Origin of the sequence: Amycolatopsis silviterrae, assembly GCF_042684085.1 — a bacterium.
Taxonomy (GTDB): domain Bacteria; phylum Actinomycetota; class Actinomycetes; order Mycobacteriales; family Pseudonocardiaceae; genus Amycolatopsis; species Amycolatopsis silviterrae.
Map to the genome: position 1 here is coordinate 211,142 of NZ_JBHUKS010000026.1, position 22,817 is coordinate 233,958.

Annotated in this window: 20 protein-coding genes; 8 read left to right on the top strand and 12 right to left on the bottom strand. The window is 70.1% G+C overall.

The window, feature by feature from the left end:
- The first annotated feature begins 33 nt into the window (after positions 1-33).
- Positions 34-1,395 (top strand): acetyl-CoA carboxylase biotin carboxylase subunit, encoded by a 1,362-nt coding sequence (locus ACFSVL_RS32350; protein ID WP_378309541.1) that lies wholly within the window; start codon positions 34-36, stop codon positions 1,393-1,395.
- Positions 1,396-1,634: 239 nt separating this feature from the next.
- Here ACFSVL_RS32350 and ACFSVL_RS32355 read toward each other — a convergent pair whose 3' ends face one another.
- Positions 1,635-2,537 carry an MBL fold metallo-hydrolase gene (locus ACFSVL_RS32355; RefSeq protein ID WP_378309543.1) on the bottom strand — a complete coding sequence of 301 codons (903 nt, stop codon included), beginning with the start codon at positions 2,535-2,537 and terminating at the stop codon, positions 1,635-1,637.
- Positions 2,534-3,004, bottom strand: coding sequence for a nuclear transport factor 2 family protein (locus ACFSVL_RS32360; protein WP_378309545.1), 471 nt, complete (start codon positions 3,002-3,004; stop codon positions 2,534-2,536). Before ACFSVL_RS32360 ends, ACFSVL_RS32355 begins: the two co-directional genes overlap by 4 nt.
- 171 nt (positions 3,005-3,175) lie before the next feature.
- Here ACFSVL_RS32360 and ACFSVL_RS32365 point away from each other — a divergent pair, with 171 nt between their 5' ends.
- From ACFSVL_RS32365 to ACFSVL_RS32375, 3 genes are read left to right on the top strand one after another with little or no spacing between them, the layout of a single operon-like run.
- Positions 3,176-3,961 (top strand): SDR family NAD(P)-dependent oxidoreductase, encoded by a 786-nt coding sequence (locus tag ACFSVL_RS32365; protein ID WP_378309547.1) that lies wholly within the window; start codon positions 3,176-3,178, stop codon positions 3,959-3,961.
- A complete protein-coding gene (locus tag ACFSVL_RS32370; protein ID WP_378309549.1) occupies positions 3,961-4,752 on the top strand; it encodes an aromatase/cyclase in 792 nt (263 codons plus the stop codon). The genes ACFSVL_RS32365 and ACFSVL_RS32370 overlap by 1 nt, the downstream gene beginning before the upstream one ends.
- Positions 4,749-5,486 carry an SDR family NAD(P)-dependent oxidoreductase gene (locus ACFSVL_RS32375; protein WP_378309551.1) on the top strand — a complete coding sequence of 246 codons (738 nt, stop codon included), beginning with the start codon at positions 4,749-4,751 and terminating at the stop codon, positions 5,484-5,486. The genes ACFSVL_RS32370 and ACFSVL_RS32375 overlap by 4 nt, the downstream gene beginning before the upstream one ends.
- Positions 5,487-5,556: 70 nt before the next feature.
- Here the strand turns inward: ACFSVL_RS32375 and ACFSVL_RS32380 are convergent, their stop codons facing one another.
- From ACFSVL_RS32380 to xsc, 6 genes are all read right to left on the bottom strand, one after another.
- Positions 5,557-5,856 carry an antibiotic biosynthesis monooxygenase family protein gene (locus ACFSVL_RS32380; protein WP_378309553.1) on the bottom strand — a complete coding sequence of 100 codons (300 nt, stop codon included), beginning with the start codon at positions 5,854-5,856 and terminating at the stop codon, positions 5,557-5,559.
- A gap of 110 nt (positions 5,857-5,966) precedes the next feature.
- Complete coding sequence (locus ACFSVL_RS32385) at positions 5,967-6,686, bottom strand: sulfite exporter TauE/SafE family protein (RefSeq protein WP_378309555.1); 720 nt, start codon at positions 6,684-6,686, stop codon at positions 5,967-5,969.
- Positions 6,683-7,429, bottom strand: a complete 747-nt coding sequence (locus tag ACFSVL_RS32390; RefSeq protein WP_378309557.1) for a sulfite exporter TauE/SafE family protein — start codon at positions 7,427-7,429, stop codon at positions 6,683-6,685. The genes ACFSVL_RS32385 and ACFSVL_RS32390 overlap by 4 nt, the downstream gene beginning before the upstream one ends.
- Positions 7,430-7,550: 121 nt before the next feature.
- Positions 7,551-8,915 (bottom strand): amino acid permease, encoded by a 1,365-nt coding sequence (locus ACFSVL_RS32395; RefSeq protein ID WP_378310105.1) that lies wholly within the window; start codon positions 8,913-8,915, stop codon positions 7,551-7,553.
- 590 nt (positions 8,916-9,505) lie between these two features.
- The gene (locus ACFSVL_RS32400; protein WP_378309559.1) at positions 9,506-10,870 is read right to left on the bottom strand and encodes an aspartate aminotransferase family protein; all 1,365 of its coding nucleotides are present in this window, start codon (positions 10,868-10,870) and stop codon (positions 9,506-9,508) included.
- Between the two features lie 162 nt (positions 10,871-11,032).
- Positions 11,033-12,841, bottom strand: a complete 1,809-nt coding sequence (gene xsc, locus ACFSVL_RS32405) for a sulfoacetaldehyde acetyltransferase (protein WP_378309561.1) — start codon at positions 12,839-12,841, stop codon at positions 11,033-11,035.
- Positions 12,842-12,986: 145 nt separating this feature from the next.
- Between xsc and ACFSVL_RS32410 the strand changes: the two genes are divergently transcribed.
- From ACFSVL_RS32410 to ACFSVL_RS32420, 3 genes are read left to right on the top strand one after another with little or no spacing between them, the layout of a single operon-like run.
- Positions 12,987-13,832: an IclR family transcriptional regulator gene (locus ACFSVL_RS32410; RefSeq protein WP_378309563.1), complete on the top strand. Its 846-nt coding sequence runs from the start codon at positions 12,987-12,989 to the stop codon at positions 13,830-13,832.
- Between the two features lie 13 nt (positions 13,833-13,845).
- Entirely contained in the window at positions 13,846-14,790 is a 945-nt protein-coding gene (locus tag ACFSVL_RS32415; RefSeq protein WP_378309565.1) for an AAA family ATPase, read from the top strand.
- Positions 14,787-16,505 (top strand): cobaltochelatase CobT-related protein, encoded by a 1,719-nt coding sequence (locus tag ACFSVL_RS32420; RefSeq protein ID WP_378309567.1) that lies wholly within the window; start codon positions 14,787-14,789, stop codon positions 16,503-16,505. The genes ACFSVL_RS32415 and ACFSVL_RS32420 overlap by 4 nt, the downstream gene beginning before the upstream one ends.
- A 202-nt stretch (positions 16,506-16,707) precedes the next feature.
- Here ACFSVL_RS32420 and ACFSVL_RS32425 read toward each other — a convergent pair whose 3' ends face one another.
- Both ACFSVL_RS32425 and ACFSVL_RS32430 read right to left on the bottom strand, forming a co-directional pair.
- Positions 16,708-17,619: a LysR substrate-binding domain-containing protein gene (locus ACFSVL_RS32425; protein WP_378309569.1), complete on the bottom strand. Its 912-nt coding sequence runs from the start codon at positions 17,617-17,619 to the stop codon at positions 16,708-16,710.
- A gap of 14 nt (positions 17,620-17,633) precedes the next feature.
- Positions 17,634-19,571, bottom strand: coding sequence for a primary-amine oxidase (locus ACFSVL_RS32430; protein WP_378309571.1), 1,938 nt, complete (start codon positions 19,569-19,571; stop codon positions 17,634-17,636).
- 78 nt (positions 19,572-19,649) lie between these two features.
- Here ACFSVL_RS32430 and ACFSVL_RS32435 point away from each other — a divergent pair, with 78 nt between their 5' ends.
- A complete protein-coding gene (locus tag ACFSVL_RS32435) occupies positions 19,650-20,258 on the top strand; it encodes a TetR/AcrR family transcriptional regulator (RefSeq protein ID WP_378309572.1) in 609 nt (202 codons plus the stop codon).
- On the opposite strand, the gene ACFSVL_RS32440 is transcribed toward ACFSVL_RS32435, so the two are convergent.
- Positions 20,249-21,703 (bottom strand): aldehyde dehydrogenase, encoded by a 1,455-nt coding sequence (locus tag ACFSVL_RS32440; RefSeq protein WP_378309574.1) that lies wholly within the window; start codon positions 21,701-21,703, stop codon positions 20,249-20,251. The two genes, ACFSVL_RS32435 and ACFSVL_RS32440, sit on opposite strands and share 10 nt — an antisense overlap.
- Before the next feature lie 39 nt (positions 21,704-21,742).
- Complete coding sequence (gene erm, locus ACFSVL_RS32445) at positions 21,743-22,561, bottom strand: 23S ribosomal RNA methyltransferase Erm (RefSeq protein ID WP_378309576.1); 819 nt, start codon at positions 22,559-22,561, stop codon at positions 21,743-21,745.
- Positions 22,562-22,817: the final 256 nt, after the last annotated feature.

Sequence of the window (22,817 nt, forward strand, 5' to 3'; positions counted from 1 at the left end):
CTTGCCCGGTAACAGAAACGACGAGGAGCGGCCGTGTTCGGTTCGGTACTGATCGCAAACCGGGGCGAGATCGCCCTCCGGGTGGCCCGGACGTGCCGGGAGCTCGGCATCCGGTCGATCGCCGTGTATTCCGCCGCCGACGAGGATTCCGCGGTGGTCCGGTTCGCCGACGAGGCCGTGCGGATCGGGCCGGCCGCGGCGAAGGCGAGCTATCTCTACATCCCGGCGGTGATCGAGGCGGCGCTGAAAACCGGGGCCGAGGCGGTGCACCCCGGTTACGGTTTCCTTTCCGAGGAACCGGATTTCGCCGAGGTCTGCGCGAGCAACGGGCTCACCCTGATCGGGCCGCCCGCCGACGTGATCCGGAAACTCGGCGACAAGGTCGAGGCCAGGACGCTGATGGCGGGCACCGGGATGCCGTTGCTGCCGGGCAGCCTCGAACCGGTGGCCGCGGCCGACGAAGCCCGGCGGATCGCCGACGGCATCGGGTATCCGGTGATCCTCAAGCCGGCGGCGGGCGGCGGCGGGAAGGGCATGCAGGTCGTGTCCGAACCCGGCGAGTTCGCCTGGAAGTACGGCGAGACGACCCGGACCGCCCTCGCGCTGTTCGGCGACGCGCGGGTGTATCTGGAGCGGTACCTGAACCCGGCGCGGCACGTGGAGATCCAGGTGCTGTGCGACACCCACGGCAACGGCGTGCACCTGGGGGAACGGGACTGCTCGGTGCAGCGGCGGCACCAGAAGCTGGTCGAGGAGACTCCCGCGCCGGGCCTCGACCCGGAACTGCTCGCCGAGATGGGCCGGGTCGCCGTGCGCAGCGCGCTCGCGGCGGGCTACGTCGGCGCGGGCACGTTCGAGTTCCTGGTCGGGCCGGACGGCGCGTTTTCGTTCATGGAGGTCAACAGCCGGATCCAGGTCGAGCACCCGGTGACCGAAATGGTCACCGGCCTCGACCTGGTGCGCGAGCAGATCCGGATCGCGGCCGGGCTGCCGCTGGGGTTCTCCCAGCAGGACGTGGCGCGCCGCGGCTGCGCGGTCGAATGCCGGATCAACGCCGAGGACCCGGATCGCGATTTCGTCCCGGCCCCGGGGACGCTGACCGAGTTCGTTCCCGCGGGCGGCCCGTTCGTGCGGGTGGACACGCACGGCTATCCCGGATACCGCGTGCCGGGGGCGTACGACTCGCTGCTGGCGAAGCTCGTGGTGTGGGGGCCGGACCGCCCGCAGGCGCTCGCCCGGATGCGGCGGGCGCTGGGGGAGTTCCGGATTTCCGGGCCGGGGATCAGCACTACGGCCGGGTTTCTGGAGGAGCTGCTGGACCATCCGGCGTTCCGGTCGGCCACGCACAGCACGTCGCTGGTGGACGAGATCCGGGCGGCGTCGCGAGTTGCTTGAGTACGCGCAGGGCCCCGCGCGGGGTTTGGTCGTCCGTGAGGGGAACCCTGAGGGACTCTGATTCCCTCAGGGTTCCCCTCACAGCCCTCCGGATGGTCATGCGGGCAACTCGGCGGTTCTGGCGTCCTTTGTGGATGGTCCAGCCGGAGTGCGGCCATGCAGCTCAAGTCCCTGGCATGGGACTCTGGTTCCCTCAGGGCGGCCGTCACGGACTCGTCCAAAGCTCTCCAAAACCTCGATCAGGCGTGGCAGACCGGAAGACCGCCGTGGTGGGTGACCATCTCCCCGAAAATCCCGACCACGTCCAGCGGCACCCCGGGCTCGGCGCCACGGTGTTCGGCGAACGCCCGGTGCAGGTTCGCCACCAGCCGTTCGGAGTCCAGCAGTCCCGCGAACTCGCCGAGATCCGTCTTGGCGGCGGCTTCGAGCGGGGTGTGCCCGGCGGCGATCGCGTCCGCGGCGATTCCTTGCAACCAGCGGAGATACCGGGCGTTCGCGTCGAGCACCTCGGGGCCGGCCACCGGCCCGTGCCCGCAGACCACCGTCGACGCGGGCAGTTCGCGCAGCCGTTCCAGGACCGCCAGCGAGGCGGAGACCGAGCCCATCAACACGAACGGCGTGCAGCCGGACAACGCGATGTCGCCGGTGAACAGCACGCGTTCTTCGGGCAGCCACACCACGACGTCGTTGGTGGTGTGCGCGGTCCCGAAGTGCAGCAGCTCGATCCGCCGGTCGTCGCGGTGCAGGACGAGACGCTCGGCGAAGGTCGTGGTCGCCGGTTTCAGCACCACTTCTCCCCATTGGACGCCGGGCCACAGATTCTGCAAGGCGAGGCCGTTTTCGATCGCTTCGGCGCGGCCCAGTTCGTGCGCGATGATTTCCGTGTCCGGGCCGAAAACGAAATTCCCGAAGGTGTGATCGCCGTGGCTATGGGTATTGACAATGGTGCGCGGCCGGACGTGGGTCACGGTGCCGATGGCGGAACGCAGCGCGCGGGCCCGCGATTCGGTGGCGGCGGTGTCGATCACCGTGGCGTCCTCGGCGGACCGGATTACGCCGGCGTTGTTCAGGCACCATCCGCCGTCCGGTTGCACATATGCGAAAACGCCGTCCGCGATTTCCGAGAGACCCGGGCGTGTCACATTCCCTCCAACACCGGAAGGGCGTGGCCTTTGCGGTCGAGACTGACGTGGCGGCGGCGCACGAGCCAGCCGTCGCCGTGCCGGAGAAGCACGTCCTGGCACACCGTGCTCGCCCACACCTGGCTGGTCTCTTCCGGCAGGGTTTCCACCACCAGCACATAGGAACGCGCGACGATCGTGCCGTCCGGGCGCCGCTCCGCGTGCAGGCCGGTCAGCAGGTGCCGGTGCACGGCTCCGCGCTGGCGGCGCGCGTCGACTCCGGCCCTGGTCAGCCGTTCGATCGCGGCGCGGCCTTCGAGCGGTTCCGGCAGGGCGGTGGAGGCGAAGACGCCGTCTTCGGCGAAGGTGTCGAGCCATTCCGCGACCCGGTTTTCGTCGAGCAGGAACATCTGCCGCGCGTAAAAGTGCTGAATGTCCAGGAGAACGTCGCCGGAAACCGGATTCAGCGCTGAGGCAAGACTCGTCATGGCATTCCTTTGCGGTCGACGGAGCGTCCGCGACGATGGTCCCAAAACCCGCTGGAGCGCCGGTAAACGCGCGGACCACGGCGAATGCGGTCCTTACCGGTCTTCTACCCGGAACTCACCGGCGCCGGGGAAGCTGGGAGGCGAAGATTCGCCCGAGGAGAAAGGACCGCGATGACCCGGGGAGAGAAGCAGCACGCGATCGTGACCGGAGGGACGAGCGGCATCGGGCTGGCGGTGGCGGCCGCGCTCGCGTCCGACGGGTTTCGCGTGTTCCTGTGCGGACGGGACAAGCAACGCGTCGTCGACACGGTGGCGGATCTGCGGGCGAAGGGCTTCGACGCCGACGGCACCGCCTGCGACGTGCGGGACGGCACCGCGGTCAAGGACCTCGTGCGCAGTGCGACCGAGCGGTTCGGCCCGGTCGACGTGCTGGTGAACAACGCGGGCCGGCCCGGCGGCGGGCCGACCGCGCAGCTGACCGACGAGGTGTGGACGGACGTCATCGACACCAACCTCAACAGCGTTTTCCTGGTCACCCGCGAGGTGCTGAACGCGGGCGGGATGCTCGGCCGCGGCCGGGGCCGGGTCATCAACATCGCTTCGACCGGCGGGAAACAGGGCGTGGTGCTCGGCGCCCCGTATTCGGCTTCCAAACACGGCGTGGTCGGTTTCACCAAGGCGCTCGGCCTCGAACTGGCGAAGACCGGTGTCACCGTGAACGCGGTCTGCCCGGGATACGTGGAAACCCCGATGGCCGGGCACATCCGCGGGAATTACGCGCGGATCTGGGACACCACCGAGGACGACGTGCTCGAACGGTTCGAGGCGAAAATCCCGCTCGGCCGCTACACGACCCCGGAAGAGGTCGCCGGCCTCGTTTCCTATCTGACCACCGACACCGCGGCTCCGATCACCGCGCAGGCGATCAACGTCTGCGGCGGGCTCGGGAACTACTGATGGCGGCCCCGGAGACCGAGGCGGCCCCGACGCGCGTCGTCCACGAGCAGACCGTCTCCCTGCCCGCCGACGCGGTCTACGCGCTGATCGCCGACGTGACCCGCTGGCCGGTGCTGTTCGGGCCGACGGTGCACGTCGAGCACCTGGAACAGGGCGAGGGCACCGAGCGGTTCCGGATCTGGGCCACCGCCAAGGGCGAGGTGAAGAACTGGACCTCGTTCCGCAGGCTGGACCCGGTGCGCCGGACGATCGACTTCCGCCAGGAGGTGTCGCAGCCGCCCGTGGCCCGGATGGGCGGGTCCTGGCGGATGGAGGACCTGGACGGGCGGCGGACGCGCGTGGTGTTCGGGCACGAATACCGGGCCATCGACGACGATCCGGCCAGCCTCGCGTGGATTGCCGAGGTGGTGGACCACAACAGCAAGGCGGAGCTGGCGTCGCTGGAGGAATCCGCCCGGCGGGGCTTGGGGCTGGAAGCGCTGACACTGTCCTTTGCGGACACTCGCACGGTGCCGGGCGACCCCGCCGCGGTCTGCGAATCGGTGTACCGGCAGCAGGATTGGCGCGGCTTGGACCTGGCCGTGCTGCCGACGCTGATCGCCGCCAAACGGTCTTCGCCGCCGCCCGGGATTTCCGCCTGCCTTGAGCGATGGACCTTCGACGAAACGGCTGAGGGAGTCAGGATGTCGTTGCGGCACACCGTCGTCGCGGAGAAACCGGAACTCGCCGAGCCGGCGGTCACGCGGCTGCGCGCGCAGGCCGCCGAGCGGCTGAAGGCGGTGCGCGCGTGACCGCGGTGGTGGTGACCGGAGCCGGGTCGGGCATCGGCCGCGCGGTCGCCCACAGCTTCGCGGACGAAGGTGCGAACGTACTGGCGGTCGGGCGGACGGACAGCAAACTGGCCGAGACCGCCCGGAACCGGCCGGAGATCCGGACGCTCGTCGCGGACATCACCGCCGACGGCGCCGCGGACCGGATCGCGGAGGCCGCGGCCGCGGAGTTCGGCCAGATCGACGTGCTGGTGAACAACGCGGCCGTCGTGACGCGGGCCCCGCTCGGCGGCATCGACGCGAAGCAGGCCCGCGAACAGGTGGAGACGAACCTGGTCGCTCCCTTGCTCCTGACCCAGGCCTGTCTGCCCTGGCTCCGGCTCAGCCAGGGCACCGTCGTCAACGTCAGCACGTCGGGCGCGGTCCGGGGCTGGCCGATGAACTCGGTGTACGGCGCGAGCAAGGCCGGGCTGGACTTCCTGACCCGGACCTGGGCGGTCGAACTCGCGCCGGACGGCGTGCGGGTCGTGTCCGTCGCGCCCGGCCCGGTCGAGACCGAGATCGCGGAGAACGCGGGGTTTTCGCCGGAGCAGATCCGCCGGCTGCGGGAGACACAGCGCGCCAAGGTGCCGCTGGGCCGGATCGGCCGTCCGGAGGAAATCGCTTGGTGGGTGCGGACGCTGGCTCGTCCGGAGGCCGGTTTCGCGACCGGCGTCGTCCTGGCGGTGGACGGCGCGGCGAGCGTCGCGATGTGACCCGCGGACGCGGGAAGGGGCCGGGAGCAACGAAGCTCCCGGCCCTTTCCCGCGCTCTCCGCAGAAGAGGTCAGGCCACCGCCGCGGCCCCGTCCTGGACGACGGTGGCGATGTGCGGGTCGCCCTTGATGAGCGGGAACACCTTGCTCACCCGGGCGTGGAACTCCGGGTCCTTCATCGCCCGGTCAAGGGATTCGCGGTCGGTCCACTCGGCGACGTTGAAGTAGACCTTCGGGTCGTTGACGGCGCGCAGGAATTTGTAGCTGACCAGGCCCGGTTGCTCCAGCATGAACTCGGCGACCTTCGCGTACGCCGATTCCAGCTCCTCGGCCGATCCGGTGAGGATGAGCTTGTTCATGAAGACGACCACAGCGCGGCTCCTTCGGCAATTCCGCTCGGAACGGGACTGCGACCATCACAGCACCGGCGGGTGAGGCCTCGGTGGAACCGCGGTAAGGCGGGCGGCCAGCGACGCCTGGGTCAGGCTCCGACCATCGTCACGATGCCGGACACCACGATCAGGCCGACGATCGCCCGGTCGAACACCGCGCGCGGAACCCGGCCGACGAGGCGCCCGCCGAGGATGTTCCCGGCCAGCGCGGCCAGCACCAGGACCGGCAGCCGGGCGGCCAGACCGGTGGTGTCGAACTGGCCCGCGGTGACCAGCAGGAGCAGGGACAGGCAGTTCGTCACCACGAAATAGCCCGCGAGATCGCCGACGAACGTTCGCGGCGGGACCTTCGCGGAGGCCAGCAGGACGGCCGGGGGCGCGCCGTTGAGGGAGGTCGTGGTGGAGAGGTAACCGCCGAGCAGCCCGGCGACGGTTTGCCGGACCGGGGTCGCGGGGTGGGCTTGGCGGGTCGGGCGGAGCAGAAGGCGCAGTCCGGAAAGGACGACGACGGCCCCGGCCAAGAGACGCAGAGCGTGCGGCGGGAGCAGGTGCAGGGTGAGTGCCCCGGCGGCGGCTCCGGGGAGGCTGGCCGCGCCGAGGACGGCCACGCGGCGCCAGTCGATGTAGTTGCGTTCGCGGTGGAGCACGGCGAGCCGGGTGATCATCGTGGTGATCAGGTTGATCACCACCACCTGCGGCAGCGGGAGCCCGATGAGCAGCAGCAGGGGAGTGCCGACCAAGGACGCGCCGAACCCGCTCAAGCCGCCGATGAAGCCCGCGAAGGCGACGGCCACTGCGGCGAGGATCATGCGACGACCGCCTGGCCGACCAACGCGAGGGACAGCACGGCGAGGATGCCGAGCACGATCCGGCGGACGTCCCCGCCGCCGTGGCGGTACAGCCAGGTGCCGATGCCGACCCCGGCCAGCGCGATGGGGAGGAACAGCGCGGTCTGCAGGAGGACGTCGCCGGTGAGCAAGCCTCCGGCGCCGGCGGTGCCGACCGTCATCAAGTCGGCGGCCAGGAAGAAGACCACCAGGCTCGCGCGGTTCACCGCCATCGGCAGCGGGGACGCCAGGTACATCAGGACGACCGGCGGGCCGCCCATTCCGCACGCGCCGTTGAGAATTCCGAAAGCGGTGCCCATCCCTCCGCACGCGGCGCGGCCGGGCAGCCGCCGGGTCCGGCGGCTGAAAGCCAGCGCCAGCGCGGAAATTCCGACGACCAGTCCGACGGTCAGCCTGGTCGCGCGTTCCGGCAGCGCCGCCAGGAACCAGATGCCCATGGGCAGCCCGGCGAGCGCGCCGAGGAGGAGCCAGCGCACGGACGGGCGGTGGGCGTCGGGCCAGGCCTTGGGCAGCAAGGTCACGCTGGAGGCTACTTCGAGCAGGAGCGTGCTCGGGACGACCGCGGGCGGCGGCAGGACCAGGCACAGGCAGCTCACCCACACCAAGGACGCGCCGAAGCCGGAGTAGCCGCGGATCAGGCCTCCGGCCAGCAAGGCGGCGATGGCGAACGCCATCGCCGCCGGGGGCAGCTGCCAGAAGCTCATCGGCGGGCCGGGGGAGACGGGTGCATCTGACCTCCCTGCGCGGAACGGACGGCTTCACCTTGGGGCACGCCTGGTCACCGCGGTAGGTCCAGAACCGCGGCATCCAGGGGCGCCAGACCGGTCAGGTCGAGGCGACTCCGGCCTCGCCCCGGGTCGCGTCCGTCTCGGTGGTGGCCGCCGGTCCGGCCGGACGGCGCTTCCGGAACTGGTACGCGATCAGGATCAGCGCCAGCGTCACCGCGCTCAGCCAGAACTGCGACCGGGTCGTCGGAAGGAACGCCATCGCCAGGATGACGGCCGCCATCAGCGCGATCGTCGCGTAGCTGAGCCACGGGAACAGCCACATCTTCAGGCTCAGCGCGCCCGGATCGGTGTTCTGCAGCCGCTTGCGCAGCCGGACCTGGGCCAGCGCGATCGCCAGGTACACGAACAGCGCGACCGCTCCGTAGGAGTTCACCAGGAACTGGAAGATCAGGTTCGGCGAGGTGTAGGCCGCGATGACGGAGACGTAGCCGATGACCGTGCCCGCGATGATGGCCCGGCGGGGGACACCGCTGCGGGAGAGCTTGGTGAACATCTTCGGCGCGTCGCCGTTGCGGGTGAGGGCGAACAGCATCCGCGACGACGTGTACAGCGCGGAGTTGAGGCACGACAGCACGGCGGTGAGGACGATCGCGTTCATGATCGTCGAGACGGCCGGGATGCCGAGCACGTCCAGGACCGCGGCGTACGGGCTGACGGCGGTGTCCGGCGAGTTCCACGCCTTGACCGACACGACCACGAAGACCGAACCGACGTAGAAGAGCACCACGCGGAACACGATGGAGCGCATGGCCTTGGCGATCGCGCGACGCGGTTCCGCGGACTCGGCGGCGGCGATGGTGACGATCTCCGCGCCGGTGTAGAAGCCGACGCACGGGACCACCGCGGCCAGCACCGCGCCGATGCCCATCGGGGCGAACCCGCCGTGCGAGACCAGGTTGCCGACGCCGCCGTGCGAGCCGGGCCAGACGCCGAACAGGTACAGCGCGCCGACCACCAGGAACACGAGGATCGCGATGACCTTGATCGAGGAGAACCAGTACTCGAACTCGCCGTAGGACCGGGCGGAGACCAGGTTCGTGGCGGTGAGCAGCAGGAGCAAGCCAAGGCTGAGCACCCACAGCGGCACGTTCGGCAGCCACAGCTGCAGGATCCGGCCGCCGGCCACCGCTTCCACGGCGACCACGATCACGAAGAAGTACCAGTACATCCAGCCGACCGTGAAGCCGGCGCGGTTGCCCATCGCCTCCCTGGCGTAGACGTAGAACGAGCCGAGCGCGGGCCGCGCGACGGTCATCTCGGCCAGCATCCGCATGATGAGCACGGTGATCAGCCCGGCGATCAGGAACGAGACCACCGCCGCGGGCCCGGCCGACTGGATGACCACGCCGCTTCCGACGAACAGGCCGGCGCCGATGACGCCGCCCAGTGCGATCAGATTCATGTGGCGTTGCTTGAGGCCCGGTTTGAGACCGCTCTCGGCGGCTGTTTCCGGTGCAGAACCCACGTCTCCTCCTTCCGGCGGCGCCGGGGGACCTCGGTGTCCCCGCGCCGGCCGCCGCCGCGATGTCGCTGAGAGCTGCTGTGTGGTTCCCGTCACCGTAGGAAGGAACAGGCCCCGCCGCGAGAGCCAGATGCTAGCCATGCTCCGGTACCAGAACGGCCTGGTTCCGGACAGCAGGACGGGTGCCGGGCACCCTCGGAACAAAGGGGTACCCAGCGCCCGTCGTGGCTATCCCTGTCTGAAAAGTCCGTGAAGGACTCCTTGAGGGAATCAGGTTCTGATGCCAGTTAAGCTGCGTGGCCGCACGCTGGCCGGGCCATCCACAAAGGACGCCAGAACCGCCGAGTCGCCCGGTTTATGCCCGCATGGCCAGCTCCGGAGGGCTGTGAGGGGAACCCTGAGGGAATCAGAGTCCGTCAGGGTTCCCCTCACGGGCGGCCGAACCCGGCGCGAGCCCGGCCCGCCAAGAGCGGCACTGGCCCTGGTCAGCCCGTTCGACCTGGGCAAGACGAGCCTCAACGGTGACCGCGTCAGGGCTGGATCGCCTTCTCCACGTCGGTGAGCATGCCGTCGACGCCGTGCAGCAGCTCGTCCAGCACGTCGGTGTCGGCCACCAGCGGGGGCGAGATCATCAGCATGGTCGCGCCCCGGTCGTCGCCGCGGAGGATGACTCCGGTGCGGCGGAACGCCTCCGGCAGGACCTCCCGCAGCACCGTCAGCGACTCCTGGTCGGTCAGCTCGCGGCCGCCGTCCCGGTCGGCCGTCAGCTCGATCGCGTAGAAGAAGCCGGTGCCGCGGACGTCCTTGACGCACCGGTGCGCGTCCTTGAGCGACTCCAGCGCCGCGTGCAGCTTCGGGCCCTCGGAGAGGACGTGCTCGGGCACCTTCTCGTCGCGCATCGCGCTGATGTTGGCGACCGCGATCGCCGTCGACACCGGGTGGCCGCCCCAGGTAGCGCCGTGGGTGAAGACGCCGCCCTTCGGCGAGTCGTACAGCTCGGTGACCAGCTGCTCACGCACGATCACGCCGCCGAGCGGGGCGTAGCCCGAGGTGGAGCCCTTGGCGAAGGTGATCACGTCCGGGACGACGCCGGTGAAGCCGTGGCCGAAGAAGTGGCCGAGCCTGCCGAACGAGCAGATCACCTCGTCCGACACCAGCAGGATGCCGTACTTGTCGCACAGCGCCCGCAGCGCCGGCCAGTAGCCCTCCGGCGGGACCAGCGCGCCCCGGCCGTTCTGGACCGGCTCGGCGAAGACCGCGGCGACCGTCTCCGGGCCCTCTTCGAGGATGACCGCCTCGATCGCGCGGACGCAGTCGAGCTGGTCGGCCGGGCCGCAGTCGCCGGTGAGGCCGAGGGTGTTCGGCACGTGCCGGATGCCCGGCAGCAGCGGGCCGAACGGCTCCTTGATCTTGGGCAGGCCGGTGACCGACAGCGCGCCCATGGTCGTGCCGTGGTAAGCCATCTCGCGGCTGATGATCTTCGTCCGCTCGGGGGCGCCCTGGCTGCGGTGGTACTGCCGGACGAACTTCAGCGCGGTTTCGACCGCCTCCGAACCGGAGTTCACGAAGAACGTGGTGCCGAGGTCGCCGGGGGCGAGGTCGGCGATGATCCGGGCGGCCTCGATCGACGGCGGGTGCGCCGAGCCCCAGTTGCTGGCGTAGGCGAGCGTGCCGACCTGGTCCGCGGCGGCCTTGGCGATGTCCGCGCGGCCGTGGCCCATGTTGACGCAGAACAGCCCGGCGAGGCCGTCGAGGTGACGGCGGCCCTCGGTGTCGATCAGATAGCTGCCCTCGCCGCGGACGAACACCGGGAATTCGCTCTGCCAGGTGTCCTTGCGCGTGAAGTGCGGCCCGAGGTGTCGGCGGGCACTGGCCCGCAGCTCCGTGACGTTCACCTGGCGACCTCCTGTGTGTGCGAGAACGGGAATGTGTCGACGATCGCAGTGAATCTGGCACTGGCCCAGAGCCAGAAAGCGGCCGATCACTGGATCCAGATCCGGGGCCGGGCAAGAAAAAACCGGCCGGGCGCGCGGCCCGGCCGGTTTCTTCGCCGGTGATTACACGTAGTCCTGGTACTTCTCCAGGAACCGCACCGGCTTCGACAGCGCGTCGCGGCGGAACGGGTCGCCCAGCTCGCGGGTGCACATGACCTCGATGACCGTGGTCCGGCCCTCGTTCATCTGCGCGTCGACGGCCTTCTGCAGCGCCGGGCCGACGTCCTCCAGCTTGTCCACCACGATGCCGTCCGCGCCCATCGCCTGCGCGATCCCGGCGAAGCTCTCGCTTTCCAGCTCCCCGGCGACGAAGCGGCGGTCGTAGAAGTCGACCTGGTTCTTCTTCTCCGCGCCCCACTGGCGGTTGTGGAACACGACGGCGGTGACCGGGATGTCGTGCCGCACCGCGGTCATGATCTCGCCCATGCTCATGCCCCACGCGCCGTCCCCGGCGTACGCGATCGCCGGGCGGTCCATCGCGGCGGCCTTCGCGCCGATGATGGTCGGCAGCGCGTACCCGCAGTTGCCGAAGGACATCGGCGCGAAGAAGGAGCGGGGCTCCTCGAACCGCAGGTAGCTGTGCGCCACGGAGTTGATGTTGCCGATGTCAGTCGACACCATCACCCGCGCCGGCATGGCCTTCTCCAGTTCGCGCAGGACCTGGCGCGGGTGCAGCCAGTTGCCCTCCTCCTGGTCCTGCTCGGCGATCATGTCGAGGGAGTAGGGGTCCTTCTCGTGGGTCCACTCGGTGAGTTCCTCCTCCCACGCGTCCTTCTCGGCCTTGATCCGCCCGGCGCGCTCGTCGCGGGTGGCGTCGCTGGCGAGCGTCCGGTCCGCGAGCCGTTCGGTCAGCGCCGAGGCGGCGGCCTTCGCGTCGCCGCAGATGCCGACGGTGATCTTCTTGACCAGGCCGAGCATCTTGTGGTCGGCGTCGATCTGGATGATCTTCGCGTTCTTCGGCCAGTAGTCCATGCCGTGCTGCGGCAGGGTGCCGAACGGGCCGAGCCGGGTGCCGAGCGCGATCACCACGTCCGCCTGCGAGATGAGCTTCATCGCGGCCTTCGAGCCCTGGTAGCCGAGCGGGCCGCACCACTGCGGGTGGCTGGCCGGGAAGCTGTCGTTGTGCTGGTAGCTGTTGACCACCGGCGCGCCGAGGCGTTCGGCGAGCGCCTTGCACTCCTCGACGCCGTCGGACATGACGACCCCGCCGCCGGAGATGATCACCGGGAATTCGGCTCCGGCCAGCAGTTCGGCGGCCTGGGCGAGGCTCTTGTCGCCGCCGGGGCCGCGGTCGAGCCGCTGCGGCTCGGGGATCTCGGTCTCGATCTCGCCGTAGAAGAAGTCGCGCGGGATGTTCAGCTGGGTCGGGCCGAGTTCCGCGTGCGCCCGGTCGAAGGCCCGCGCGGTGTACTCGGCCATCCGCTTCGGGTTGTTGACGTGCGCCTGGTACTTGGTGAACTCCTGGAACATCGGCAGCTGGTTGGCCTCCTGGAAGCCGCCGAGCCCGGTGCCCATCGTGCCTGCCTCGGGCGTGATCATCACGACCGGGCTGTGCGCCCAGAACGCCGCGGCGATCGCGGTGACGCAGTTGCTGATGCCGGGGCCGTTCTGCCCGATGACCACGCCGTGGCGGCCGCTGACCCGGGCGTAGCCGTCGGCCATGTGCGCGGCACCCTGCTCGTGCACGACCGGGACGAGCCGGATGCCGGCCGGCGCGAAGATGTCCATCGCGTCCATGAACGCCGAGCCCATGATGCCGAAGATGTCGGTGACGCCGTTGGCCACCATCGTCTCGACGAAGGCCTCCGACGGGGTCATCTTCGCCGGCCCGCTGACGACGGTGCGGCCGTCGCCCGTCTTCCTCTCCGCCATGGTTGAACTCCTTCGACGCTGAAAGTCTTGGTTTTCGGTACGTGAGGTTCGTGAAAGCTGAACGCGATGGACGATAGGACGCCGCGTGCGGGAGGTCAACCGGCAGTTGATGGAAAACGAGACAGGATGTGCTAGTTTTCGGAACGTGAGTGAGTTGCGGAAGACCGGAGCCGTGGAACTCGTGCGCGAGCCGGACGGCGGCGGCCTCGACGGGGACACCCCGACCATGCGGCTGTTCTCGCTGCTCGAGCTGATCGCGGCGAAGGACCAGCTGGTGACGCTGCAGGGACTGGTCGAGGAGACCGGCCTGCCGAAGCCGACGCTGCACCGGATGCTGCAGCAGCTGGAGGGCGCCGGGCTGCTCGTGCGCCAGGCCGACGGGCGGCATTACGGCACCGGCGACCGGCTGCGCCGTCTCGCGGAGAACCTGCTGCTCAACGCCACGCATCACGGCGCGCGGCGCGCGGTGCTCAACCATCTGGTCGACGAGCTGGGGGAGAGCTGCAACATCACCGCGCTGTCCGGCAGCGAGATCGTCTACCTCGACCGCGTCGAAACGCCCGAGCCGCTGCGGTTCTACCTGCGCCCCGGTTCGCGGGTGCCGATCCACTGCTCGGCCAGCGGCAAGATCATCCTGTCCCAGATGAGCCCGGCGCAGCGGCGCAAGCTCCTGGCGCACGCGCCGCTCAAGCAGTACACCGCCAAGACGGTCACCGACCTCGACGCGCTGGAGGAGGAGTTCGCCCGCATCCGGCGCGACGGATTCGCCCTCGACGACGAGGAATTCCTGCCCGGGCTCGTGTGCGTGGCGGTGCTGGTGCCCAGCCGGACCGGCCGGTCCAACCTGGCGGTGGCTGTGCAGGCCCCGGTCATGCGGCTCACCGCCGACAAGGCTTTGCAGGCGCTTCCCGCGCTCCAGCGGGCGGCCGAAGCGATCAAGGAGGTCGAGGCCGAAGGGGCGGCCGACGACGCCGACAGCATCTCGTCCTGACGGAGGTCTCTCGATGAACTCGTTGCCCGGCAACGGCCCCGACGCCCGGATCGCCGTGCGCGACGCGTTCGGGCTCGACTCGAACCTGGTGGTCCCCGGCTTTTCCGAACCGGACGAGCACGTGCCGGACCTCGACCCGGCCTACCGGTTCAACCCGGACGTGACCCTCGCTCTGCTGGCCGGGTTCGCGCACAACCGGCGGGTGCTCGTGCAGGGACTGCACGGCACCGGCAAGTCCACCCACGTCGAACAGGTCGCCGCGCGGCTGAACTGGCCGTGCCTGCGGGTGAATCTCGACGGCCACCTCAGCCGGCTCGACCTCGTCGGCAAGGACGCGGTGGTGCTGCGCGACGGCAAGCAGGTCACCGAATTCCGCGAGGGGATCGTGCCGTGGTCGCTGCGGCGGCCGGTCGCGCTGATCCTCGACGAGTACGACGCGGGACGGCCGGACGTCATGTTCGTCATCCAGCGGCTGCTCGAACGGGACGGCAAGTTCACCCTGATCGACAGCAACACCGTGCTGCGCCCGCATCCGGGCTTCCGGCTGTTCGCCACCGCCAACACCGTCGGGCTGGGCAATCTCAACGGCCTCTACCACGGGGTGCAGCGGCTCAACCACGCGCAGATCGACCGGTGGAACATCGTCGCGGCGCTGGATTACCTGCCGCCGGAGGAGGAAGCCGCGATCGTGCGGGCGCGGGTGCCGCGGCTGGCCGGGCCGCTCGCCGAGGCGATGGTGGCGGTCGCCGGGCTGACCCGCGAGGGGTTCCGGGCCGGCGACCTGTCCGCGCTGATGTCGCCGCGCACGGTCATCACCTGGGCGGAGAACTGCGAGATCTTCAGCGACCCGGCGACTGCGTTCCGGTTGACCTTCCTCAACAAATGCGACGAGGCGGAACGGCCGGTGGTCGCCGAGTACTTCCAGCGCTGTTTCGACCGGGAACTCGCCGCGGCGTGAGCACGTCGGAAACCCGGCATCGCCAGGAAGTTGAGGAATTGTCCGCGGCGGCGATCCGGGCGGTCAGCGGTGCGCCGGACGCGCATTTCCGGGGTGGTCGCTTGCATCGCGGCACCCGGCTGGCCCCGATGCCCGCGCCGCATTTGCGTGCGGAGGACGAGGATCTGCGGTCTTTTCGCGGCGCGGCGGACGGCATGGCGCTGCACCTGGCGCGGTCCGATCGGGAGCTGCACCGCAGGCTCCGGCCTCGCGGCGGCGTCGAGCGGCTGCTGTTTGAGCTGCTGGAGCAGTTCCGGGTGGAATCGCTGGTACCGGCCGGTTTTCCCGGGGTGACGGCGAATCTGCGGCGGCGGCACGAGCGCTGGTCGCTTTCGGCGCACCACAATGGACTGACCGAGACCGCGCGCGGCGTGCTGCTCTACACCGTTGCGCAGGTCGCGCGGGCGCGGATCACCGGCGAGCCGGTCGTGGAGGAGACCGAGGACCTGATCGAGGCGACCCGGGCGGCGATCGCGCCGATGCTGGGGACGCACTTGGCCGGGCTCCGCCGCCACCGGGCCGACCAGGCCGCGTTCGCTGAATCGGCGCGGGCGCTTGCCGAAGCGGTCGCGGCACTGCTGGAACCGGAGGAAGACGAGTCTTCCGAGGACGAGCCGGAAACCGCGGCTTTCGCGCTGCTGCTTGACTTTGACGATGAAACAGGCACCGAGGAAGGCGGCACGGCGGGCCTCGGCGACCACAAAGGACCGGTCGCGGCCGGGTCCTATCAGGTTTTCACCACCGCGTACGACCGCGAGGACCGGGCGGGACCGCTGGTGCGGCCGGAATTGCTGCGGGAACTGCGCGAGCGGCTGGACGCCCGGGTCGCGAAGCAAGGGGTCAACGTGGCCCGGCTCGCCCGGGAACTGACGGCGGTGCTCGCCCGGCCGCAGCGGTCCGGGTGGGACGGTGCGCAGGAGGAAGGCCAGATCGACGGCCGTGCGCTCGCCCGCTTGATCGCGGCGCCCGCGGACCACCGGGTGTTCCGGGTCGAACGGACCGAGCCGGTCGCCGACGTGCTGGTCACCTTCCTGATCGACTGCTCGGGTTCGATGAAAGCGCACCGGGAAACCGTTGCGGTGCTGGTGGATCTCTTCGCCCGCGCGCTCGATCTCGCCGGGGCCAGCTCCGAGATCCTCGGCTTCACCACCGGTGCCTGGCACGGCGGCCGGGCGCGGCGGGACTGGATGCGCGCCGGGCGGCCGAAGCAGCCGGGACGGCTCAACGAGCGCCGGCACCTGGTGTTCAAGGACGCGGCGACACCGTGGCGACGCGCTCGGCGGGACATCGCTGCGCTCCTCAAGGCCGATCTGTTCCGCGAAGGCATCGACGGCGAGGCCTTGGCGTGGGCGGCCGAACGGGCGCGGGCGTGCGACGTGCGCCGCCGGCTGGTTTTCGTGCTGTCGGACGGCAGCCCGATGGACGGGGCGACCGCGCTGGCCAATGAGGAGCGTTACCTCGACCGTCATCTGGTGCAGGTGGCGGACGGGCTGGAACAGAGCGACACCGAGGTGTACGGCATCGGGGTCGGGCTCGACCTCAGTGCGTATTACCGCCGCAGCCTGGCCTTGGATGCGGCGGAGGGGACGGGGTTTCGGGTCTTTCGCGAGGTGCTGGGGCTCGTGAGTGCGAATGCCGGTTCTAACCCAATGCCGCGTAGCTTAAGCCGGCGCTGACGGTGCCGGGGGCGGGTTTGCGGTCCGTGAGGGGAACCCTGAGGGAATCTGATTCCGTCAGGGTTCCCCTCACGGATGTGAAGATACGGTCAGACGGGCATCAATCGGGCGTTTCGGTGCGGTTGGCGTCCATTGTGGACGAAAGCAGGCCGAGGCGACGCGGCTTAGGTTCCCAGCATTGGGTTAGAACCGGCATTGCCGCTCACGAGGAGTACAGCGCGCGGCACAGCTCCCGGAACTCCTGCGCCCGCCGGGTGAGGCGGACGCCGCGCATCGTGGCGAGGACGATCTCCAGCGACGGGACTTCGTCGGTCAGCGTGAGCGGCACGACGCGGGCACCGGCGTAAGTCGTGTCGTCCGGCGGACGCTGGTTGAGCAGTGCGAAGCCGTGCCCGGAAGCGACCAGCGCGCGCACCGTCTCGTACCCGCTGGTGCGGTGCCGGACTCGCGGCGCGACCCCGGCGTCGCTGAGGATCGACTGCAGGTACTCCCGGCTGTGCGGCAGATCGAGCAGCACCATCGGCTCCTCGGCCAGCTCCTGCAACGACACTTTGCGGCTCTTCCGCCGCGCGAGCCGATGGTCTTCGGCGACGAGCGCGTACGGGGAGGCGGTGCCGACCACCTCGCGGTCGATGTCGTCGTCGAGGTCGTAGCTGTACAGCATCGCCAGTTCGGTTTCGCCGGATCGCAGCGCGCCTTTGAGCGCCTTGTGCTCGCCCTCGCGCAGGGACACGTGGACGCGCGGATGCCGGGCCTCGAACTCGGCCAGCAAGCCCGGCAGACGGAACGGCGCGAGGGTGGTGAAGCAGCCGACGGTGAGCGTGCCGACCAGATCGGTGCCGGATTGCCGGGCGGTCTCGACGAGTTCCGCGCCGTGCGCCAGGAAATCCAGCACCCGCTTGTAGAACTGCTCGCCCGCGGTGGTCAGGCTGAGCCCGCGGGCGTGGTGGCGCAGCAGGAACTGCACGCCCATTTCCTTCTCCAGCTGCGCGATGGCGGTCGAGACGGCCGACTGCGACACCATCAGTTCCTTCGACGCGGCCGTCATGCTCAGGTGCCGTGCCGCCGCCTCGAAGTAGCGCAGCTGCACGAGGGTGAAGGAAGGCTCGCTCATGCCGACATCCTGCCTCAGCGGCAGCAATCGGGATGCTGCGGTCGCGGCGCGGGCGTGTCCAGCGCGGGGTTGGCGTCGAAGAATCCGCTCGGTTTGAGGGTGAATCCGGTGTGGTCGACGGGCATGATCGGCCAGTCCTCGGTGCGCGGGTAGTGCGTGAGCCCGAAGGTATGCCACACGACGAGGTCAGTGCCGTCGAGGTCGCGGTCGGCCTGGATCCAGGTGTCGATGCCGGTGGTGCCGTCGTTCTGGTTGACGTACTCGCCGGCCGGGAACCGCTCGTCCTCGGCGTATGCGGTGACCCACAGGTGCTTCCGGGTGAAGGCGGCGCGGCGGGCGATGGACGACGCGTCGTCGGCGAGCAGCGGCGGCAGGCCCTCCGGGTGCAGCGTGTAGCCGACCGGCTGCCCGAGTGCGTTGCGGGAACCGGGATTGCTGATCCGCCAGGTTCGACCGACGGTGCCGTCGGCGAGCCTCGCCGCCTCGGATTCCTTGGCCAGTCTGGTGATCTTGCGGGTGAAGGCGTTGCCGTGCGGGTTGCCGGGGCCTATCGGCACGCGCTGCGCGTCGATCTCGTCCACGGCGTTCGCGAGGCCGTCGACCATCATGTCCAGCCGCGCGGAGAACAGGTGCTGGTGGAACGGCGCGCCGACGCCCGGGGCGATTTCGCTCGCCCACGGATAGTCCTCGGTGCCGCTCGGGAACGCGGACGTGAAGACGATGCCGGTGGCCTTGCACTCGAGTTCGATCGTGCCGTCGAGGTAGAGGTACCAGTAGAAGCCGTAGTCGTAATTGCCGACTGTCACGAAGAACGAGATGACCAGCCGCCGCTGCCTGCGGGTCGAAACACTGCCGTTGTAGTGGTCAGTGTGCTTCCACAGCACTCCGGCGTCTTCCTCGTGCATGCAGATCGCGTTGGCGATGGTGTGCGGGTGGCCGTCGTCGTCATGCAGCACGGCGTCGAAGTAGCGGATCTCGCCGAGACAGTCGCAGCCGAGAGTGAGGGAATTGGCTTCCTTGCCCAGGGAGTACTCGCCCGCGTCGAAGTAGTTCTGCCAGAACCGGACCGGGCTGGGATCGCCGTACGGCACGACCATCTCGGCGACCGAGGCGCGGTAGACCACCGGACGCAGCCGTTCGCCGTCCTGGAAGCCGATTTGGTGCAGGGTAAGGCCTTCCACGGCGTTGAACCCGATCCGGAACTGCCACTTCTCCCACGTGACGGCGTCGCCGTCGACGGTGAAGCTCGGCCCCTCGGGCTGGGTGATCACGATGGGCTTCTGGGTGGTCCGCTCGGGGCCGTCGAGGTGGTAGTCGTAGGCGGTGCGCGGGATGTCGGCCGGGCCGTCGTCGATCAGGTCGTGCACGCGGCCGGCGATCAGGTCGACGTAGGCCACCACGCCGTCGATCGGGTGCGCCCAGAGGTTGTCGTCCTTGTTCAGCTGCAGGAACGCCAGGCAGCGCACGAGCCGCAGGCCGGTCTCGCCGGGGATGTCGAAGCACCCGGCGCTGAGCGCGGAGATCCGGACCGAACGGGGTTCTTCGATGCCGCGACGGCCCATCGCGGCGTTCCACGCCTCGTCCGCCCAGAGGATCTCCTCGACCAGGTCGAACTCCTCGTGCAGGATCGGCGGCTGCCCCTCGGCGACGACGTCCACCGCCCGGTCGGCCACGACTTCACCAGCGGTCAGCGAGACGACCACCTCGCGTACGTCGCCGGTCTGCCGGTCCAGCAGCAGCGAACGGACGCGCCGGTCCGCCGGGTCGCCCGGCTGCCAGGCCAGCACGGCCGCCTTGGCCGGTTCGAGCAGGGAGACGAGCGCGAACCGGGTGTGCTCGGTCGCGATTCCGGCTTCGACCAGCAGCGCGCGGTTGCCGGCGACCTCGGCTTCGGTCAGGCGCGAGAGGGGGTGGGCCATGCGCGTCTCCTCATTCTTTGCGGTCTGTCGCAAAGAATGCGCCCTCGCTGTCCGGGTGGCAAGCCCTGTGCCGGTTGGGTTTTTCGATGCTCGTCATCAATAATCCTGGACGTGGCACGACCCAAGGACCAGGCGAAGCGGCGCGACGAGCTGGTGGCGGCGGCCGGTCGCGCGATCCGGACACGGGGGCTGGCGGGCCTGCGGGTGCGGGACGTCGCGGAGGAAGCGGGGCTGTCGGCCGGGTCGGTCAGCTATTACTACCCGGACCTCGACGACCTGCTGTTCGAACTGCACCGGGACGCGGTCGACCGGTTCTACTGGGCGCGGGCGCGGGCCGCCGAGGTGGAGGAAGACCCGGCCCGGCGGCTGGTGCGGCTGGTCGACGCGGGGCTCCCGGACGCGGAGGGGGATCCGCTGAGCCGGGTGCTGTACGAAATGCACGTCCACGCGGCGCGCAACCCGGCGCATGCCGTGCTGATGACCGCGCTCTGGGACCGCGAGGTCTCGCTGTACTCGGCCGCGCTCGCGCACGGACGGGACACCGGGATGTTCGAGCTGCGGTCGCCTGCGGCGGACATCGCGGCGAATGCGGTCGCGCTGGAGGACGCGTACGGCCTGCATCTGGCCGGGCGCAACACCAGCCTGTCCGCGGCCAGGGTGCGGGAACTGCTGCTCGGCTACCTGGCCGCGGAGACCGGGCGGGACCTCGGTCAGGCGTAGGCGGTCCAGACCGTTTTGAGGCCGGTGTACTTGTCGAACGAATGCAGGGAGAGGTCGCGGCCGAAGCCGGACTGCTTGAAGCCGCCGAACGGGGTGGCGGTGCTGAGGGCGTCCACTGTGTTCACCGAGACGGTTCCGGCGTGGATTCCGTCCGAGACGCGGTGTGCGCGGGCGAGGTCCCGGGTCCAGACCGAGGCGGCGAGGCCGTAGGGGGTGTCGTTCGCGAGACGGATGGCTTCGGCTTCGGACTCGAAGGTCTGCGTGGCGAGTACTGGGCCGAAGAGTTCGTCGGTGACCAGCGGGTCGTCCGGGCGCAGGCCGGTCACGATAGTTGGGTCGAGGAACGCGCCCCGGCGGGTGCCGCCTGCGAGGACGGTCCCGGTGCTGGCCTCGACTGCGGCCAGTACCCGGGCCGCGGCGGGTTCGTCGATCATCGGGCCGAGCTTCGTGGCCGGGTCCAGCGGGTCGCCGGGCACCCACGCGGCGACCTTTTCGCGGAGCAGAGCCAGGAAGTCGTCGGCCGCTTCCGCTTGGACGAGCAGGCGGGTGGTGGCGGAGCAGACTTGGCCGGAGTTCGCGCAGAAGCCGAAGGCGACCTGGGCTGCGGCGGCTTCGAGGTCGGCGTCGGCGAACACCGCGACCGGGCTCTTTCCGCCGCATTCCAGCCAGACCTGCTTGAGGTTCGATTCCCCGGCGTAGCGCAGGAACAGCCCGCCTACCGGGGTCGATCCGGTGAAGGCGAGGACGTCGACGTCCGGATGCTGCCCGAGCGCTTGGCCCGCGGTCTCGCCGAAGCCCGGGACGACGTTCAGGACCCCGTCCGGAATGCCTGCCTCGGCGGCCAGTTCCGCCAGCCGCAGCGCGGACAGCGGCGATTGTTCAGCGGGTTTGAGGACGACGCTGTTGCCCGCGGCCAGTGCCGGGGCGAGTTTCCACCCGGCGATGTCCAGCGGGAAGTTCCACGGTACGACTGCGCCCACCACGCCGAGCGGGACGCGCTGGATGGTGGCGAAATTGCCGGGCGGAGTGGGGGCGACCTCATCGTAGCGCTTGTCGATTGCTTCGGCGTACCAGGCGAAACACTCGGCGGTCGCGGGTACGTCCTGGTCGAACGTGTCCGTGATCGGACGGCCGACGTCGAGGGTGTCGCAGAGGGCTAGTTCGCGTTCGTGAGAACGGATCAGGTCGGCGAGCTTCAGGAGGCGTTTCTTGCGTTCGGCCGGGGCGGACCAGCGGCCGTCCTCGAACGCGCGCCGGGCGGCCCCGACCGCGAGGTCGATTTCGTCGGGGCCGCCTTCGGCCACGTGCGCGACTGGGTGCCCGGTGGCGGGGTTGAGGTCGGCGAAAGTCTTGCCCGACTTGGGGGTGAGCCAATCGCCGTCCACAAAGGCCGCGGTGCGGGGCCGCAGGTGCGCCGCCTCGTGCACCCAGTCGCTGTGGTCCATTGCCGGAACCGCCTTTCGTCGCTTCCGGTTCACTATTCGTCAGGGGCGGGGGCGCGGGAAAGCGGAGCTTTCCGGTGCGCTGCATCGGGTTCGTTGATGCAGGGCCAGGTGCCACAGCGAGGCCCAGTGCTCGGCGGTCAGGTCCCGGGGGAGTGCTTGCGGGGACAGCCGGTGCCGGGCGAGCCAGTTGCGCGCCGCCCGGGCGCTGAGGTGTCCGGTGCGGGGGAGGATTCCGGCCAGCCCGCGTCCGCGGCCGGTGAAGACTTCGCGCACGAACTCCTGATAGCCAGCCTGGTTCTCGACGAGCGGTTCCGGCCGGCGGGCCATCACGAGGATCCCGCCGTCGACGGCCGGGCGGGGGCGGAAGGCGTGCGCCGGGACCTTGGCCGGGACGGAGAACTCGAACCACGGCCACCAGGACGCGGTCATCTGGGAGGCACCGCCGATGCCCGCGCGGCGACGGGCGACTTCCCATTGCACCAGCAGCACCGCGAGTTCCCAGTGCCGCTGGCGGAACAGGCGGCGCAGGGCCGCGGTGGTGAGGTGGAAGGGGAGGTTGCCGACGACGGTGTGCGGGACGTCCGGCAGCCGGTGCCGGAGAAGATCGCCGTGGACGACCTCGACGTTGGCACCGGTCCGCCGGGCAAGGCGGCTTGCTCGGCGGGGGTCCAGTTCCACGGCGGTGACGGGGCGGCCGGTGCGGCTGAGCGGGAGGGTGAGGGCTCCGTCGCCCGCGGCCAGTTCCACCAGGGGACCGGTGGTGCGGCTGGCGGCGGTGCAGACGGCGGCGATGACGGCGGGGTCGGTCAGGAAGTTCTGGCCGAGTTCGTGCCGTCCGCCGTAGGGAAGGGCAGACATGGGTGTAGTGCTCCGCGGCAGGAAGAAGTGTCCCGGGGGCCGGGAACGGCGGCCGGGGTGGGCTCTGCTGAAGGAGCGGCGGAGGGCTTCCGGCGCTCAGCGGCGGCGGAAGCGGGTCAATGCGAAGAATGCACCCATGGGCGGTGAGCTTAGCCGGTGGGGCGGGCGGGGCGCAGCCGGGTTTCCGGGGCGCGACGAGCGGAACGTCCCCGGGCACGTGCCGCGCGGGCCGGTCCTTTGTGGATGGACCAGCCGT